Source organism: Bacteroides cellulosilyticus DSM 14838, assembly GCF_000158035.1.
Lineage (GTDB): Bacteria > Bacteroidota > Bacteroidia > Bacteroidales > Bacteroidaceae > Bacteroides > Bacteroides cellulosilyticus.
This window is the reverse complement of record NZ_EQ973495.1, coordinates 734,564-752,061: the sequence shown is the minus strand read 5'-3', so window position 1 is coordinate 752,061 and position 17,498 is coordinate 734,564. Positions and strand designations below refer to the sequence as shown.

The window sequence follows — 17,498 nt, the reverse complement described above, 5'->3', positions numbered from 1 at the left end:
ATTTCGATATGGAGGCTTTTTGTGTTTGTATAATTCTAATTTTTTGTTTATATTTGCGCCGCACTATTTATTATTAATGTTTAAAGCAAAATTAGAGATGAAGACAAAGTTATTTTTGGCAGCTGTTGCAGTTGCATTTTCTTTCGCCGTGACTTCTTGTGGTAACAAAAAAGCTGCTAATACTGAAGTGGAAGCTACCGAAGTTGAAGTGGTAGAAGAAGCACAGGTATGTGATTCAACAAAAGCTTGCTGCAAGGCAGAGGCTGCTGCTTGCGATAGCACAAAAGCTTGCTGCAAAGAGAAAAAAGAATGTGATAAAGCTTGCGACAAGAAGTAATTCTTATCACATAGGAGCATATAAAAAGGGGGATACATCATGTATCCCCCTTTTTTGTTATACTTTATAGAGTTATTTGATAGCAAACTTATAAAATGATGTTTTTTTAGAGAAAAAAGTTACGAATTTGTTTGTGTGCTACGAAATTATCTATACCTTTGCACCGTCATAATAAAAACAAGAAGATAAAAATGATACAGAACTTTACATATATTCTACTGTGTGGTATTATTATTCTACTGGCAAGGTTTAGTGGAAGTGAGTGCTGTGCGTGAATATATGTAACGATTAGAATATTCGAAAGCCTTTCTCACTTCCAAGTGTGAAAGGCTTTTTTTAATGGCAATAATTTATAAAAACTATAAGAAATGAGTGACAAGTTATTTATTTTCGACACAACGCTCCGCGATGGCGAGCAGGTTCCGGGATGCCAATTGAACACAGTGGAAAAGATTCAGGTAGCAAAGGCATTGGAACTGCTGGGCGTGGATGTTATTGAAGCCGGATTCCCGATTTCCAGTCCGGGAGATTTCAACTCTGTTATTGAAATATCCAAAGCGGTGACATGGCCTACTATTTGCGCATTAACCCGTGCGGTACAAAAAGATATAGATGTAGCTGTGGATGCTCTGAAGTTTGCCAAGCACAAACGTATTCATACAGGTATCGGTACATCGGATTCGCATATCAAGTATAAATTCAATTCCAATCGTGAGGAAATCATCGAGCGTGCAGTAGCTGCCGTGAAGTATGCCCGTCGCTACGTGGATGATGTAGAGTTCTATGCAGAAGATGCAGGTCGTACGGACAATGAATATCTGGCTCGTGTGGTGGAAGCTGTAATTAAAGCGGGGGCTACAGTAGTGAATATCCCGGATACGACCGGTTACTGTCTGCCGGACGAGTATGGAGCGAAGATCAAGTATCTGATGGAGCATGTGAGTGGTATTGAAAAAGCAATCCTCTCTACACACTGTCATAATGACCTGGGAATGGCTACTGCAAATACGATGGCCGGTGTACTGAATGGTGCCCGCCAGGTAGAGGTTACTATCAATGGTATCGGTGAACGCGCAGGTAATACTTCGCTTGAGGAAGTGGCTATGATTATCAAATGCCATAAAGATATTGAAATTGAAACGAATATCAATACACAGAAGATTTATCCGACAAGCCGCATGGTTTCAAGTTTGATGAACATGCCGGTGCAGCCTAACAAGGCTATCGTAGGTCGTAATGCCTTTGCACACTCATCGGGTATCCATCAGGATGGTGTGTTGAAGAATGTGCAGACTTACGAAATTATCGACCCGCACGATGTGGGTATCGACGATAATTCTATCGTATTGACTGCCCGTAGCGGACGTGCTGCTTTGAAGAATCGTTTGCAGGTATTAGGCGTGGAGCTTGAACAGGAACAACTGGACAAGGTATATGAAGCTTTCCTGAAATTGGCGGATAAGAAGAAAGATATTAATGATGATGATATCCTGGTGCTTGCCGGTGCAGACCGCACACAGAACCACCGCGTGAAACTGGAATATCTGCAAGTGACCAGTGGAGTGGGTGTGCGTTCGGTTGCCAGTCTGGGACTGAATATCTCCGGTGAAAAGTTTGAAGCGGCTGCCAGTGGAAACGGTCCGGTAGATGCAGCGATAAAGGCTTTAAAGAAGATCATCGACCGCCACATGACACTGAAGGAATTTACTATTCAGGCTATCAGCAAAGGTAGTGACGATATGGGTAAGGTGCACATGCAGGTGGAATATGATAATCATATCTATTATGGTTTCGGTGCGAATACGGATATTATTGCCGCATCGGTAGAAGCTTATATCGATTGTATCAATAAGTTCAAATCATAAGACTAACCTCAATTATAAATTGTAAAATCGTAATAAATCTGATGAATACATTATTTGATAAAATCTGGGATACTCACGTGGTTCAGCAAGTGGAAGATGGTCCCACACAGTTATATATAGATCGCCTTTATTGCCATGAAGTAACCAGTCCGCAGGCTTTTGCGGGAATGCGTGCACGCGGTATCCAATGTTTCCGTCCGGAAAAGATTGTTTGTATGCCCGACCATAATACGCCGACCCACGATCAGGACAAGCCGATTGAAGATCCGATCTCCAAAACACAGGTGGATACACTAGCCAAGAATGCGGAAGATTTCGGATTGACACATTTCGGCATGTTGCATAAGAAGAATGGCATCATCCATGTGGTAGGTCCGGAAAGAGGATTGACATTACCGGGAATGACGATTGTATGTGGTGACTCGCATACTTCAACCCACGGTGCGATGGGAGCAGTGGCTTTTGGTATCGGTACAAGTGAGGTCGAAATGGTAATGGCTTCACAATGTATTTTGCAGACACGCCCCAAGACAATGCGCATCACAGTGGACGGAAAACTGGGTAAAGGTGTGACGGCAAAAGATATTGCTCTTTATATGATGTCTAAAATGACAACGAGCGGTGCAACCGGTTATTTTGTGGAATATGCCGGAGAAGCAGTTCGCAGTCTGACCATGGAAGGACGCCTGACGCTGTGCAACCTGAGTATAGAAATGGGTGCACGTGGTGGTATGGTGGCACCGGATGAAGTGACATTCGAATATATCAAAGGCCGTGAATATGCTCCGGCGGGTGAGGAATGGGAGAAGGCGTTGGCATACTGGAAGACGTTGAAGAGCGATGAGAATGCTACGTTTGATAAAGAAGTGCATTTTGATGCAGCGGATATCGAACCGATGATTACGTACGGAACAAATCCGGGTATGGGTATGGGTATCACGCAGCACATTCCTACGACTGATGGAATGGGAGAGGCTGCAAAAGCTTCATTCCTGAAATCAATGGATTATATGGGCTTCCAACCCGGTGAGGGAGTATTGGGAAAGAAGATAGATTATGTGTTTTTGGGTGCTTGTACGAATGGACGTATTGAAGATTTCCGTGCTTTCGCCTCGTTAGTGAAAGGCCATAAGAAGGCGGAACATGTGGTTGCTTGGTTGGTACCCGGTTCGTGGATGGTAGATGCACAGATTCGTGAAGAAGGTCTGGATAAGGTATTGGAGGAAGCAGGTTTTGCTATCCGCCAGCCGGGATGTTCGGCTTGTCTGGCAATGAATGATGATAAGGTACCCGCCGGAATGTATGCGGTTTCTACAAGTAACCGTAACTTTGAAGGTCGTCAGGGACCGGGTTCACGCACATTGCTTGCCAGTCCGCTGGTAGCAGCTGCGGCAGCAGTAACGGGAGTGATTACGGACCCGAGAGAACTGATGTAATTTCAGTCCTCCTGGCAGAAGTCATTAATAATAAGTATTTCAAAATCAAAGATAAGAAACAATGAAACAGAAATTCAATATCATCACCAGTACTTGTGTGCCTCTCCCGTTGGAGAATGTAGATACAGACCAGATCATTCCTGCACGTTTTCTGAAAGCTACGACTAAAGAGGGCTTCGGTGAGAATCTGTTCCGCGACTGGCGGTATGACAAACAAGGAAACAAAATCGACTCTTTCGTTCTGAACGATCCGACCTATAGCGGACAGGTGCTTGTAGCCGGAAAGAACTTCGGTTCGGGCAGTAGCCGCGAGCATGCAGCATGGGCCATTGCAGATTATGGTTTCCGCGTGGTAGTTAGCAGTTTCTTTGCAGATATTCACAAGAATAATGAACTGAATAATTTCGTATTGCCTGTAGTGGTGAGCGAACCGTTCCTGAAAGAATTGTTTGATTCCATTGCCGCCGATCCGAAAACAGAGGTAGTGGTGAACCTGCCGGAACAGACAATCACCAACAAAGCAACAGGCAAAAGTGAGACTTTCGAAATCAATGCTTACAAGAAACATTGCCTGATGAATGGCTTGGATGACATCGATTTCCTGGTAGAGAATAAAGATAAAATAGAAGCGTGGGAAAATAAAAATGAAGTATAAACAGCCCCAAATAGAAATCATGGACACCACGCTCCGCGACGGTGAGCAAACCAGCGGTGTGTCGTTCGTCCCCCATGAAAAGCTGATGATAGCCCGTCTGCTACTGGAAGAACTGAAAGTAGACAGGGTGGAAGTAGCTTCGGCACGGGTTTCGGACGGTGAGTTCGACGCAGTCAAGATGATATGTGACTGGGCGGCGCGGCGTAATTTATTGCCCCGGGTGGAGGTGTTGGGTTTCGTAGACGGGCATACGTCGGTAGACTGGATACACGCTACCGGCTGCCGCGTCATTAATCTTCTGTGCAAAGGTTCGCTGAAGCATTGCACCTGTCAGTTGAGAAAGACCCCTGAAGAACATATCGAGGATATTATTGGCGTAGTGAATTATGCCAATGAGCAGGATATGGAGGTGAATATTTATCTGGAAGACTGGAGCAACGGGATGAAAGATTCTCCGGAGTATGTCTTCCAGATGGTGGATGCACTGATGCACACAAATATCAAACGGTATATGTTGCCTGATACATTGGGTGTGCTGAATCCTTTGCAGGTCATCGAATATATGCGGAAGATGGTGAAGCGCTATCCGCATGCTCACTTCGATTTCCATCCGCATAATGACTACGACCTGGCAGTGAGCAATGTGCTGGCTGCCGTGCTGAGTGGTGCGAAGGGACTTCATACTACGATCAACGGTCTGGGCGAACGTGCCGGTAATGCACCGTTGTCCAGTGTGCAGGCTATTCTGAAAGACCATTTCAATGCTATCACTAACATTGACGAAGGTCGTCTGAATGAAGTCAGCCGGGTGGTTGAATCTTATTCCGGTATTGCCATACCCGCCAATAAACCGATTGTAGGTGAAAATGTATTCACGCAGGTAGCGGGGGTACATGCAGATGGAGACAATAAGAGTAACCTTTATTGCAACGACCTGTTACCCGAGCGTTTCGGACGTAAGCGTGAGTATGCACTGGGTAAGAACAGTGGTAAGGCGAACATCCGTAAGAATCTGGAAGATCTGGGACTGACACTGGATGAGGATTCCATGCGTAAGGTGACGGAACGGATTATCGAGTTGGGTGACAAGAAAGAACTGGTTACCCAGGAAGATTTGCCTTATATCGTTTCGGATGTACTGAAGCACGGAGTGATGAATGAGAAAGTGAAGCTGAAGACATACATCGTGAACCTTGCTTACGGTCTGAAGCCGATGGCTACGCTGAAGATTGAAATCAACGGACAGGAGTTTGAAGAAAGTTCCAGCGGTGACGGTCAGTATGATGCTTTTGTACGTGCTCTGCGTAAGATTTATAAGGTGACGTTAGGACGCAAATTCCCCATGCTGACGAACTATGCCGTAACCATCCCTCCCGGTGGGCGTACCGATGCTTTTGTGCAGACAGTGATTACCTGGAGCTATGACGGCACAGTGTTCCGTACACGCGGACTGGATGCCGACCAGACGGAGGCAGCGATTAAAGCGACAATGAAGATGCTGAATATCATTGAGGATGACTATGAACTTAAAAAATCAGAATGATGAACCCCGCTGAGGGAAAGAAAATAGAAGAATACCTAAAAAATAAAGAAAACAATGGATTTTAAAATTGCAGTATTAGCCGGTGACGGCATTGGCCCGGAGATTTCCACCGTAGGTGTGGACGTAATGACCGCCGTATGTGAGAAGTTCGGACATAAAGTAAACTACGAATATGCCATCTGCGGTGCAGATGCTATCGACAAAGTGGGCGATCCGTTCCCCGAAGCTACTTATGAAGTTTGTAAAAACGCGGATGCTGTTTTGTTCTCGGCTGTAGGCGACCCGAAATTCGACAATGATCCTACTGCCAAAGTACGTCCCGAACAGGGTCTACTGGCTATGCGTAAGAAACTGGGATTGTTTGCCAATATCCGTCCGGTACAAACTTTCAAATGTCTGCTCCATAAATCACCGCTTCGTGCAGAACTGGTGGATGGCGCAGATTTTCTTTGTATCCGCGAACTGACCGGCGGTATGTATTTCGGTGAGAAGTATCAGGACAATGACAAAGCGTATGATACCAATATGTACACTCGTCCAGAGATTGAACGTATTCTGAAAGTTGGTTTCGAGTATGCCATGAAACGCAATAAGCACCTCACGGTGGTAGATAAAGCCAATGTGCTCGCATCTTCACGCCTGTGGAGACAGATTGCCCAGGAAATGGCACCGCAATATCCTGAAGTGACTACGGACTATATGTTCGTGGACAATGCAGCCATGAAGATGATTCAGGAGCCTAAATTCTTTGATGTAATGGTTACCGAAAATACATTCGGTGATATCCTTACGGATGAAGGTTCTGTAATCAGTGGCTCTATGGGATTGCTTCCTTCGGCTTCTACAGGCGAAAGCACTCCTGTATTCGAACCGATCCACGGCTCATGGCCACAGGCTAAAGGTTTGAATATTGCTAACCCGTTGGCGCAAATCCTTTCGGCTGCCATGTTATTCGAATATTTCAATTTGCTGGAAGAAGGCGCATTGATTCGCAAAGCTGTAGATGCTTCTTTGGATGCTAACGTCCGTACACCGGAAATTCAGGTAGAAGGTGGTGCGAAGTATGGTACCAAAGAAGTAGGAGCATGGGTGGTAGATTATATCAAACGTAGCTAATCTTCGGCAAATACGGCTTCGCAATGTTCGCCCGGAACTTCGAACTCCAGGGTGGCATGACCGATACCGAAATCTTCAAGCCGGTGGCGGATAAGGTGTTTCACCTCTTGCATACCTTCCGGTTGCTTTAAAACAATATGGGCTGTCAGTGCATTCTCTGTGGTGCTGATGGCCCATATATGTATATGGTGAACGTCATCAACACCGGGAAGGGCACGGATGGCTTTTACTACTTTTTGACTGTCTATACTTGTGGGTACGCCATCCAGCGTTAGGCGAAGACTGTCATGCAGTAAATTCCACGTAGAGATGAGAATGACAACAGCCACAATCAGACCGATAATCGGGTCGATAATATACCAGCCGGTCCGGCTGATAACGATACCTGCCACTAATACTCCCACTGATACCAAAGCATCTGCCGCCATATGCAGATAAGCTCCTTTTACGTTCAGGTCTTTTTCCTTATCTTTCATAAAGAGGAAAGCCGTGAATGCATTGATAAGTACCCCCACACCCGCTACCCAAGCAATAGCTCCACCGGGAACAACTGCCGGATTATTCAGCTTATGAATACTTTCGATGACAATGGCGCCTACAGCTACCAGCAAAATGACTGCATTAAGCAAGGATACCAGGATTGTACTTTTTTTATAACCATACGTATATCGTTCATTGGCTTTGACTTTGGCCAGACGGAAAGCCAGCAATGCCAGCACGAGACTGACTACATCGCTTAAATTGTGTCCTGCATCGGAAAGCAGCGCGAGGGAATCGAACCAGAAACCGGCTGCAAACTCTATGACGACAAAAGCTAAATTGAGAACAATGCCTATAATAAATGCCTTGTTCAGCGACTCTGCGTTGATGGCATGGCTATGCTGATGTGAATGTTCGTGTGACATATATTTAATAAGGTGTAAGAGTTATATAAATTTTATTATGCAAATTTACGTGATAGAAATGTAACACTTGAGCAGCGAAATAGTTTTTTATCTATCTTTGCTTAGAAACGAAGATAAGCTGTACCTCTGCATAAAAAATGAACGAGTTCATTTTATTCTGCTTTCGGTTTGCATTATCTTTGTACAAAGATACCTGCAAGTGAGGATATTTAATAATTAGATTGTTATGGCAAAAATAGCAAAGAATCTGACGGAACTTATCGGTCGCACTCCGCTTATGGAATTAGCGGAATACAGTCGTAAATATGGACTGAAACAGAATATTATCGCAAAGTTGGAAGCGTTCAATCCGGCTGGGAGTGTGAAAGATCGTGTGGCGCTTGCCATGATCGAAGATGCAGAAGCGCGCGGAGCACTGAAGCCCGGTGCGACGATTATAGAGCCTACCAGTGGAAATACCGGTGTGGGACTGGCGATGGTTGCTACAATCAAAGGATATCACCTGATGCTCACGATGCCCGAAACCATGAGTATAGAGCGTCGTAATCTGCTGAAAGCACTGGGTGCTGAAATTGTACTGACAGATGGATTGACCGGTATGGCAGGCTCCATTGCAAAAGCGCAGGAGTTGAGGGCGTCTATTCCCGGTTCAATCATCCTTCAACAATTTGAAAATCCTTCTAACGCACAGATTCATACGCTCACTACAGGTGAAGAAATCTGGACGGATACAGACGGAAAAGTGGATGTCTTTGTAGCCGGAGTGGGAACAGGCGGAACCATCTGTGGAGTGGCACGTGCCTTGAAAAAACATAATCCGGATGTGTATATTGTTGCCGTAGAACCGGAATCATCTCCCGTATTGGAAGGCGGAGTGGAAGGACCACATCGTATTCAGGGAATCGGAGCCAATTTTATTCCTGCTATTTATGATGCCTCCGTTGTAGATGAAGTGCTTCCTGTTCCCGATGATGAAGCAATTCGTGGCGGACGCGAGTTGGCGTCTACCGAAGGATTACTGGCGGGCATATCTTCCGGTGCGGCTGTATATGCAGCGCGTTTGCTGGCACAACGTCCGGATTTTGCGGATAAGAAGATTGTAGTTCTTCTGCCTGATACGGGAGAGCGTTATCTGTCGACAGAGCTGTTTGCATTTGAAACTTATCCGTTGGATTAGTCATCCTTATTAAACGTTTCGTTGCATATTAGGGAACAAAATATTTCCTCGTGTGGAACAAATAGTTTCAAGCGATGAAACAAGCAGTTTCTCGGTGTGAAACCAGGAGTTTCAAGCAATGAAACTAATAGTTCCAAGTAATGAAACTAACGGTTTCAAGTAATGAAACAAATGATTCCCTTCCTTGAAACATAATCTTTAAATAAATTAAAAATGAAGAAGTCTATTCTTTCTTTCCTTGTATATATAATAGGTGTATCTCCTGTGTTTGCCCAAACTTACCAGGAACTTTCGGACCGTGCCATTGCTTGTACGGAACAAGATAGTCTGGCACAGGCGGAAAATTATATCCGCCAGGCTTTGAAACTGGAACCTGCTAATCCTCATAATGCCTTATTGTTTTCTAATCTCGGTACTATCCAACGTCGGCAACGGGATTATGATCAGGCTTTAGAATCTTACACGTATGCCTTGAACATTGCTCCACGGGCTGTTCCCATTCTCTTGAATCGTGCCGCACTGAATCTCGAAATGGGACGGAATGAGCAGGCACGTGTAGACTATTCTTTAGTGCTGGATCTGGAAAAGGATAACCGGGAAGCACTCTTGATGCGTGCCTATATTTATGTGACCCAGCGCGATCTCAAATTTGCCCGGGCAGATTATGAACGATTACTGAAGCTCGATCCTCAGAATTATAATGCCCGTTTAGGACTCGCCACTCTGGAGCAAAAAGATGGAAACTTACAGAAAGCCTTGGAGATATTGAATAAGATGCTGGTAGAAGATCCGCAGGATGCAGCCTTATACGTAGCACGTGCGGGGATAGAACAGGATATGCAGCATGTTGATCTGGCAATGATTGATCTGGAAGAAGCTCTAAAATTGAATCCTTCGCAGACGGAAGCCTATCTGATGCGCGGACAGATTTATCTGTCCCAGAAGAAGAAAAATTTGGCAAAGCAGGATTTTGAGAAAGCAATGTCTCTTGGAGTGCCGCAGGCGGATCTCAGGGGATTGCTACAGCAATGCAAATGATAAGTGGTTTACATCTTTAGTATATTATTTATACCATAAGAAATTCCGCAAACGGGTTGTTAAACGTATTTCTTGATTAACTCGACAAAATCCTTCCCGTATTTCTTCTTTTTATATTCACCGATTCCGCTGATATTGCCGAATGCTTCCATTGTAATAGGGCGGGCAGTGCTGAGTAAATGCAATACCTTGTCGGACAGTACAATATAGGCCGGTAGTGCTTCTTGATCTGCAAGCCTTTTCCGTAACGCACGTAGGGCTTCGAAAAGTTCTTCACTTTCCGTGTTCGGTAACCCCAATGGTAGCTCTCTGACCGGAATGGTTGATTTTTTCTTTCGCCCTTTGGCGGGTGCGAACTCTTCACGCCGGATTACTGCCAACCGTGCTTGTGCCCGCCCGAAGAGGACATCACTACCGCTACTTGTTATTTTCAGATGGTTGTTTTCGTTGTATGCTATTTCAAAATAACCCAGTTGTAGCATTTGTAACAAGTAGTCCTGCCAGTCACGGGCAGGAACTTCACGTCCGGCACCGAAAGTTTTCAGTTGCTGGTAGCCTTTCTCCGATACATCCGGAGTATTATTTCCGCGCAAGATATCTACAAGAATACTCGTGCCGATTTGCTGTTCCGTACGGACGATAGCACTTAGAGCTTTTTGTACAATCACAGTTCCGTCAAAACGTTGGGGTGGATTCTTGCAGACATCACAGTTCCCGCAATCCTCTGTAGTGGCTTCACCGAAATAACTCAACAGGATGCGACGCCGGCAAACATCAGCTTCAGCATATTGTTGCATACGTTGTAACTTCTCCAGGTTGATACCTTGTTGACCGCTTTCCGTCGCAAACTTGGTTAATAGAATGAGGTCGGCCAGAGAATAAAATAAGAGAGTATCACTTGGCAACCCATCTCGTCCGGCACGCCCGATCTCCTGGTAAAAACTCTCTATACTCTTAGGCAGATTGTAATGGATGACCCAGCGCACATTACTTTTATCAATTCCCATACCGAAAGCAATCGTGGCACAAACTATTTGTACACGGTCGTTGATGAAATCATCCTGTGCTTCATCCCTTCGGGCGGAGGATAATCCGGCATGATAAACGGCTACACGGAGCCCTTGTTTTTGCAGCATCTGTGCTACTGTCTCCGTTTTGCTGCGACTCATGCAATAGATGATGCCGCTTTCACCGCGATGGCGATCAATGAAATCCAGTATGGCTTTACTCTTTTCTTTCTGTTGGTATCCCCGTTTTACGGTAAGACTCAGGTTGGGGCGGTCGAAAGAAGAGATGAAAACCTTCGGCTGGTTGAGGTGTAACTGCCGTACAATATCTTCACGTGTAATTTTATCTGCTGTAGCTGTAAGAGCTATGACCGGAATATTTGGAAACATCTCGCGTATGAATCCCATTTGTGCATATTCCGGACGGAAATCATGTCCCCATTGTGAAATACAATGCGCTTCATCGATGGCAAATAATGAGATGTGCATATCTCTTAAAAGATAATTGGCTTCTGCTATTAATTTCTCAGGCGAAATGTAGAGTAATTTCAGCTTTCCTTCCATGCAAGAACGGCGTAGGGCGGCATTTTCCGTCTCGTCGTTACTGCTGTTCAGAGCACCCGCAGCTACACCGTTGGCACAAAGTGATTCCACCTGATCTTTCATCAGGGAAATTAAAGGGGAAACTACGACGGCAGTTCCTTCGCATAACAGGGCCGGAAGCTGGTAACAAATGGACTTTCCACCTCCGGTAGGCATCAATACCAAGGAATCTTTTCCGGCCAGTAATGTGCGGATAATCTCTTCTTGTAAGGGGCGGAAACTATCGTAACCAAAATATCGTTTAAGCGTCTGTATCATTTTCGTTGATAAAGTTTTATCCTGCAAAGGTACATTAATTATTGTATATAAAACAAGCTGATAAACGTATTCATTTTATATCATAACCTCTTTTGCAAAAGTTAAAGTTTCTTATTAAATCGGCTTAAAGACTACTTTTCAACCTTTTTCGTTGTTTATAGATCAAAAATATGTACGAGAAAAGTTGCGTATTAGAAAAAAATGTCAGACTTTTGTAAAGTCTAAAGGAAAATCCTTCGGGCTTTCATTTTTTAACAAACCCTAACCAGTTAATTCAAATGAGTGATTTAGAAAACAAGAATCAGGAAGCGGCTACAAAGAAGCGCCCCTATAACCTGAGAGAGAAAAAAGAGAAGAATGCTGCTTACCGCTCGTTGATTCGTCCGGAATTGGCAGATGAATTGTATGACAAGATATTGAATATCGTGGTTGTGCAGAAGAAGTACAAAGATCCCGATTACTCGGCTAAAGACTTGGCGAAAGAGTTGAAAACCAACACTCGCTATTTGTCTGCTGTAGTAAATTCTCGTTTTGGTATGAACTATTCATGCCTATTGAATGAGTACAGAGTAAAAGATGCTAAGCATTTATTGACGGACAAGAGATATGCCGACAAGAATGTAGAGGAAATTAGCACGATGGTAGGTTTTGCCAACCGTCAGTCTTTCTACGCTGCATTTTACAAAAATGTAGGTGAAACTCCTAACGGATATCGCAAAAAACACGCAGATAAAAAACAATAATTCTGCGTAGAACAATGTATAAAAAGGAAATATTCCGGAGCAACTGTTTCGGAATACTTCCTTTTCGTCTTTTCTAAATACCAACTCACATATCTCCCGACACATGAAGAAACAACTAATAGCATGTGCCGCTTTTGCATTGCTGACAGCTTGTAGCGGCTCGAAGACAACAACTGCCGAGGCAGATAAATTTGATTATACAGTGGAACAATTTGCAGACTTACAAATATTACGTTACCGGGTTCCCGGTTTCGAGAACTTGTCGCTCCAACAGAAAGAGCTGGTGTATTACCTTACGGAAGCTGCTTTGCAGGGCCGTGACATTCTCTTCGATCAGAATGGAAAATATAACCTGCGCATTCGGAGAACGTTGGAAGCTGTTTATACAGGATATAAAGGAGACAAAAATACGCCTGATTTTAAGGCGATGGAAGTGTACCTTAAACGTGTGTGGTTCTCTAATGGCATTCACCATCATTATGGCTCTGAGAAGTTCGTGCCTGGTTTTGCTCCCGAATTTTTCAAAGAGGCTGTGCTGAGTGTAGATACCTCTACATTGCCGCTGGCTGAAGGACAAACCGCAGAACAATTATGCGATGAACTGTCTCCGGTTATTTTCGATCCAGCTGTGATGCCGAAACGCGTGAACCAGGCAGCAGGAGAGGACTTAGTGTTGACTTCTGCTTGCAACTATTATGACGGTGTGACGCAGAAAGAAGCTGAAGACTTCTATAATGCAATGAAAGACCCGAAAGATGAAACGCCTGTTTCTTACGGTCTGAACAGTCGTCTGGTGAAGGAAAACGGCAAGATTCAGGAAAAGATCTGGAAAGTGGGTGGTCTGTACGGACAGGCTATCGATAAGATTGTATACTGGCTGAAGAAAGCGGAAGGCGTAGCTGAAAATCCGGAACAGAAGGCTGTGATTGCCGAACTGATAAAGTTTTATGAGACCGGTGATCTGAAGACTTTTGATGAATATGCTATCCTTTGGGTGAAAGATTTGAATTCCCTTGTGGACTTTGTGAATGGATTTACTGAAAGCTATGGTGATCCGTTGGGTATGAAGGCAAGCTGGGAATCATTGGTAAACTTTAAGGATATGGAAGCTACGCATCGTACTGAGATTATCAGTGGCAATGCGCAATGGTTTGAAGATCACTCTCCGGTAGATAAACAATTCAAGAAAGATGAAGTGAAAGGTGTTTCTGCCAAGGTGATTACTGCTGCTATTCTGGCCGGTGACCTTTATCCGGCAACGGCTATCGGTATCAATTTACCTAACTCCAACTGGATACGTAGCCATCATGGTTCTAAATCTGTGACTATCGGTAATATTACGGATGCATATAATAAGGCGGCTCATGGCAACGGATTCAATGAAGAGTTTGTATATAGCGATGCCGAATTGCAGTTGATAGATAAATATGCCGATCTGACAGGCGAACTCCATACGGACTTGCATGAATGTTTGGGACATGGTTCCGGAAAGTTGCTTCCGGGAGTTGATCCGGATGCTTTGAAAGCCTATGGCTCCACGATTGAGGAAGCACGTGCGGACTTGTTCGGTCTGTATTATGTAGCTGATCCTAAGTTGGTAGAATTGGGGCTGACACCCAATGCAGATGCTTACAAAGCAGAATATTATACTTATCTGATGAACGGCCTGATGACACAGTTGGTTCGCATTGAACCGGGGAATAATGTGGAAGAAGCCCACATGCGTAATCGTCAGCTCATTGCCCGCTGGGTGTTTGAGAAAGGTGCGGCGGATAAAGTAGTAGAGCTGGTGAAGAAAGATGGTAAGACTTATGTAGTAGTGAACGATTACGAAAAATTGCGTGCACTCTTCGGTGAATTACTGTCTGAGATCCAACGTATCAAATCAACAGGCGACTATCAAAGTGCGCATGATTTGGTAGAAAACTATGCAGTGAAGGTAGATCCGGCTTTGCATGCCGAAGTTCTGGAACGTTATAAGAAATTGAATCTGGCTCCGTACAAGGGATTTGTAAATCCGAAATATGAAGCAGTGGTAGATGCAGCCGGTAAGATAACCGATGTGAAGGTGACTTATGACGAAGGTTATGCAGAACAAATGTTGCGTTACAGTAAGGATTATTCTAATCTGCCTTCTATTAATAATTAACTATAAATCATTGTTTTGTGGATTTACATGAACAACTGAAAGAAATAAAGACACAGCTCCGCCTCTCTATGAACGGGGCTGTGTCTCAAAGTATGCGTGAAAAGGGACTGGTCTATAAATTGAATTTCGGTGTAGAACTTCCCCGTATCAAGGCAATCGCCGAAGGGTACGAAAAAGAGCACTCATTGGCGCAAGCTTTGTGGAAAGAGGATATCCGTGAATGTAAGATTCTGGCAGGGCTGTTGCAGCCGGTAGACAGCTTCTTTCCGGAGATTGCTGATATCTGGGTGGAAAGCATTCAGAATATTGAAATAGCGGAACTTACTTCTATGAATCTATTCCAGCATCTTCCTTATGCTCCTGCGAAGTCTTTTCAATGGATTGCCGATGAGCGGGAGTATGTACAGACGTGCGGTTTTCTCACCATTGCCCGCTTGCTGATGAAGAAGGGGGATATGAATGAACGTACTGCGAACGAATTTCTCGACCAGGCGGTTTGCGCTTTTATTTCCGGTTCCTACCATGTGCGCAATGCAGCTATGGCGGCCATTCGCCGCTTCATGCAGCATAGTGAAGAACATGCTTTCCAAGTGTGCCGTCGGGTGGAAGAGATGGAACATTCCGAATCGGAAGCCGAACAGTTGCTATATAATCTTGTAAGAGAAGAAATAGAATAAAGTGATAGGGTGATTACTCTATCACTCTTTTTTTGTTTTTTTTCCCCTTTCTCATTTGCTTTCCGCAAAAAAGGCTTAACTTTGTTGGCTGTAAAAAACTGCGCCGCCAAAATGGAAAGTCAGAATGTGAAAGATACGGTAAAGCAGATATTCACTGAATATCTCAACGCGAACGGGCATCGCAAGACTCCCGAACGCTATGCCATACTCGATACTATCTATTCCATTGATGGTCATTTTGACATCGATACGCTTTATTCGCTGATGGCTGACCAGGAGAATTTCCGTGTGAGCCGCGCGACTCTTTACAATACTATTATCCTTCTCATCAATGCACGACTGGTAATCAAACATCAGTTCGGAAATTCCTCCCAATACGAAAAGAGCTATAACCGTGATACGCATCACCATCAAATCTGTACGCAGTGTGGCAAGGTGACTGAATTTCAGAACGAAGAGTTACAGCAGGCGATTGGGAATACTAAGTTGAGTCGGTTCAGTCTGTCACATTATTCGCTTTATCTGTATGGATTGTGCAGTAAGTGCGACCGCGCTAACAAACGTAAGAAGAAAAATAATAACCATAAGAAAGAAAAATGAAAGTAGATGTTCTATTAGGATTACAATGGGGCGACGAAGGCAAAGGCAAAGTCGTTGACGTATTAACTCCGAGATACGATGTTGTGGCTCGCTTCCAAGGCGGACCGAATGCCGGACATACACTCGAGTTCGAAGGGCAGAAGTATGTGCTCCGTTCTATTCCCTCGGGAATTTTCCAAGGTGACAAGGTGAATATCATTGGTAATGGCGTGGTGCTTGATCCGGCTCTCTTCAAGGCAGAGGCTGAAGCATTGGAAGCATCCGGTCATAACCTGAAAGCGCGCTTGCATATTTCTAAGAAAGCGCATCTCATCTTGCCGACCCACCGCATATTGGACGCCGCTTACGAAGCTGCGAAAGGTGATGCTAAAGTAGGCACGACGGGTAAAGGTATCGGTCCGACTTATACCGATAAGATTAGTCGTAACGGTCTGCGTGTAGGTGATATCCTGCATAACTTCGAACAGAAATATGCTGAAGCCAAAGCTCGTCATGAGCAAATTCTGAAAGGTTTGAATTATGAGTATGACCTGACAGAGATTGAAAAGGCCTGGATGGAGGGTATTGAGTACCTGAAGCAATTCCCGTTGGTAGACAGCGAGCATGAGATTAATAACCTGCTGAACGATAATAAGTCAGTACTTTGTGAAGGTGCTCAGGGCACGATGTTGGATATCGACTTTGGTTCATATCCGTTCGTTACTTCTTCCAATACTATTTGTGCAGGTGCATGTACCGGTTTGGGTGTGGCTCCTAATAAGATTGGTGAAGTCTATGGTATCTTCAAAGCATACTGTACACGTGTAGGTGCAGGTCCGTTCCCTACGGAGCTGTTTGATAAGACAGGTGACCAGATTTGTACACTGGGACATGAGTTTGGTTCGGTAACAGGTCGTAAACGTCGTTGCGGTTGGATTGACTTGGTGGCGTTGAAGTATGCCATTATGGTAGACGGTGTTACCAAATTGATCATGATGAAGAGCGATGTACTCGATTCATTCGAAACAATCAAAGCCTGTGTAGCTTATAAAGTAAACGGTGAAGAAATTGATTATTTCCCGTATGACATCAGCGAAGGTCTTGAGCCGGTTTATGTTGAGTTGCCCGGTTGGGAAACTGACATGACAAGAATGCAGAGCGAAGATGAATTCCCAGAAGAATTCAATGCTTACCTGACATTCCTGGAAGAACAACTTGGTGTGCCCATCAAGATTGTTTCCGTAGGTCCTGACCGTGGACAGACGATTGAACGTTATACAGAAGAGTAAGTCTAACTATATTATAATGAGATTACATCAGATATACATGCTGATGTAATCTCATTTTTTATTAACCCATCCGCATACTTTATGATGAAAACACACCTTTTTTTATCCCTTTTGTTTGCAG

15 protein-coding genes are annotated in these 17,498 nt (G+C 44.4%); 13 read left to right on the top strand and 2 right to left on the bottom strand.

Going from position 1 to position 17,498, the window contains the following annotated elements:
- Positions 1–97 precede the first annotated feature (97 nt).
- The 6 genes from BACCELL_RS25135 (at position 98) to leuB (ending at position 6,952) form a co-directional block, all read left to right on the top strand.
- A complete protein-coding gene (locus BACCELL_RS25135; RefSeq protein ID WP_044154372.1) occupies positions 98–337 on the top strand; it encodes a hypothetical protein in 240 nt (79 codons plus the stop codon).
- Between the two features lie 368 nt (positions 338–705).
- Complete coding sequence (locus BACCELL_RS25130; RefSeq protein WP_007214993.1) at positions 706–2,202, top strand: 2-isopropylmalate synthase; 1,497 nt, start codon at positions 706–708, stop codon at positions 2,200–2,202.
- A 41-nt stretch (positions 2,203–2,243) separates the two neighbouring features.
- Entirely contained in the window at positions 2,244–3,638 is a 1,395-nt protein-coding gene (gene leuC, locus BACCELL_RS25125; RefSeq protein ID WP_007214992.1) for a 3-isopropylmalate dehydratase large subunit, read from the top strand.
- Between the two features lie 61 nt (positions 3,639–3,699).
- Positions 3,700–4,293 carry a 3-isopropylmalate dehydratase small subunit gene (gene leuD, locus BACCELL_RS25120; protein ID WP_007214991.1) on the top strand — a complete coding sequence of 198 codons (594 nt, stop codon included), beginning with the start codon at positions 3,700–3,702 and terminating at the stop codon, positions 4,291–4,293.
- Positions 4,283–5,836 (top strand): alpha-isopropylmalate synthase regulatory domain-containing protein, encoded by a 1,554-nt coding sequence (locus tag BACCELL_RS25115; protein ID WP_007214990.1) that lies wholly within the window; start codon positions 4,283–4,285, stop codon positions 5,834–5,836. Before leuD ends, BACCELL_RS25115 begins: the two co-directional genes overlap by 11 nt.
- 54 nt (positions 5,837–5,890) lie before the next feature.
- Positions 5,891–6,952 carry a 3-isopropylmalate dehydrogenase gene (gene leuB, locus BACCELL_RS25110; RefSeq protein WP_007214989.1) on the top strand — a complete coding sequence of 354 codons (1,062 nt, stop codon included), beginning with the start codon at positions 5,891–5,893 and terminating at the stop codon, positions 6,950–6,952.
- Here leuB and BACCELL_RS25105 read toward each other — a convergent pair.
- Entirely contained in the window at positions 6,949–7,857 is a 909-nt protein-coding gene (locus BACCELL_RS25105; RefSeq protein ID WP_007214988.1) for a cation diffusion facilitator family transporter, read from the bottom strand. The genes leuB and BACCELL_RS25105 overlap by 4 nt on opposite strands.
- 226 nt (positions 7,858–8,083) lie before the next feature.
- On the opposite strand from BACCELL_RS25105, the gene cysK reads away from it, so the two are divergent.
- Together cysK and BACCELL_RS25095 are read left to right on the top strand one after the other, a co-directional pair.
- Positions 8,084–9,034, top strand: coding sequence for a cysteine synthase A (gene cysK / locus BACCELL_RS25100; protein ID WP_007214987.1), 951 nt, complete (start codon positions 8,084–8,086; stop codon positions 9,032–9,034).
- Positions 9,035–9,247: 213 nt separating this feature from the next.
- The gene (locus BACCELL_RS25095; RefSeq protein WP_007214986.1) at positions 9,248–10,072 is read left to right on the top strand and encodes a tetratricopeptide repeat protein; all 825 of its coding nucleotides are present in this window, start codon (positions 9,248–9,250) and stop codon (positions 10,070–10,072) included.
- Positions 10,073–10,131: 59 nt separating this feature from the next.
- Here the strand turns inward: BACCELL_RS25095 and recQ are convergent, their stop codons facing one another.
- Entirely contained in the window at positions 10,132–11,940 is a 1,809-nt protein-coding gene (recQ, locus tag BACCELL_RS25090) for a DNA helicase RecQ (RefSeq protein ID WP_007214985.1), read from the bottom strand.
- Between the two features lie 278 nt (positions 11,941–12,218).
- Here recQ and BACCELL_RS25085 point away from each other — a divergent pair, with 278 nt between their 5' ends.
- The 5 genes from BACCELL_RS25085 to BACCELL_RS25065 all read left to right on the top strand — a co-directional run bounded on the left by BACCELL_RS25085 (position 12,219) and on the right by BACCELL_RS25065 (position 17,377).
- The gene (locus BACCELL_RS25085; RefSeq protein ID WP_007214984.1) at positions 12,219–12,683 is read left to right on the top strand and encodes a helix-turn-helix domain-containing protein; all 465 of its coding nucleotides are present in this window, start codon (positions 12,219–12,221) and stop codon (positions 12,681–12,683) included.
- 103 nt (positions 12,684–12,786) lie between these two features.
- Positions 12,787–14,832, top strand: a complete 2,046-nt coding sequence (locus tag BACCELL_RS25080; protein ID WP_007214983.1) for a dipeptidyl-peptidase 3 family protein — start codon at positions 12,787–12,789, stop codon at positions 14,830–14,832.
- Between the two features lie 17 nt (positions 14,833–14,849).
- The gene (locus BACCELL_RS25075) at positions 14,850–15,509 is read left to right on the top strand and encodes a DNA alkylation repair protein (protein ID WP_007214982.1); all 660 of its coding nucleotides are present in this window, start codon (positions 14,850–14,852) and stop codon (positions 15,507–15,509) included.
- Between the two features lie 111 nt (positions 15,510–15,620).
- Entirely contained in the window at positions 15,621–16,109 is a 489-nt protein-coding gene (locus BACCELL_RS25070; protein ID WP_007214981.1) for a Fur family transcriptional regulator, read from the top strand.
- Positions 16,106–17,377, top strand: coding sequence for an adenylosuccinate synthase (locus tag BACCELL_RS25065; RefSeq protein ID WP_007214980.1), 1,272 nt, complete (start codon positions 16,106–16,108; stop codon positions 17,375–17,377). The genes BACCELL_RS25070 and BACCELL_RS25065 overlap by 4 nt, the downstream gene beginning before the upstream one ends.
- Positions 17,378–17,498 lie beyond the last annotated feature (121 nt).

Bases quoted from the DNA above. Each gene is read 5' to 3' on its own strand.
- BACCELL_RS25095 (WP_007214986.1), top strand. From the start codon at position 9,248: ATGAAGAAGTCTATTCTTTCTTTCCTTGTATATATAATAGGTGTATCT.
- BACCELL_RS25065 (WP_007214980.1), top strand. From the start codon at position 16,106: ATGAAAGTAGATGTTCTATTAGGATTACAATGGGGCGACGAAGGCAAA.
- BACCELL_RS25115 (WP_007214990.1), top strand. From the start codon at position 4,283: ATGAAGTATAAACAGCCCCAAATAGAAATCATGGACACCACGCTCCGC.
- leuC (WP_007214992.1), top strand. From the start codon at position 2,244: ATGAATACATTATTTGATAAAATCTGGGATACTCACGTGGTTCAGCAA.
- BACCELL_RS25135 (WP_044154372.1), top strand. From the start codon at position 98: ATGAAGACAAAGTTATTTTTGGCAGCTGTTGCAGTTGCATTTTCTTTC.
- BACCELL_RS25070 (WP_007214981.1), top strand. From the start codon at position 15,621: ATGGAAAGTCAGAATGTGAAAGATACGGTAAAGCAGATATTCACTGAA.
- cysK (WP_007214987.1), top strand. From the start codon at position 8,084: ATGGCAAAAATAGCAAAGAATCTGACGGAACTTATCGGTCGCACTCCG.
- BACCELL_RS25105 (WP_007214988.1), bottom strand. From the start codon at position 7,857: ATGTCACACGAACATTCACATCAGCATAGCCATGCCATCAACGCAGAG.
- leuB (WP_007214989.1), top strand. From the start codon at position 5,891: ATGGATTTTAAAATTGCAGTATTAGCCGGTGACGGCATTGGCCCGGAG.
- BACCELL_RS25130 (WP_007214993.1), top strand. From the start codon at position 706: ATGAGTGACAAGTTATTTATTTTCGACACAACGCTCCGCGATGGCGAG.
- BACCELL_RS25085 (WP_007214984.1), top strand. From the start codon at position 12,219: ATGAGTGATTTAGAAAACAAGAATCAGGAAGCGGCTACAAAGAAGCGC.
- recQ (WP_007214985.1), bottom strand. From the start codon at position 11,940: ATGATACAGACGCTTAAACGATATTTTGGTTACGATAGTTTCCGCCCC.
- BACCELL_RS25080 (WP_007214983.1), top strand. From the start codon at position 12,787: ATGAAGAAACAACTAATAGCATGTGCCGCTTTTGCATTGCTGACAGCT.
- leuD (WP_007214991.1), top strand. From the start codon at position 3,700: ATGAAACAGAAATTCAATATCATCACCAGTACTTGTGTGCCTCTCCCG.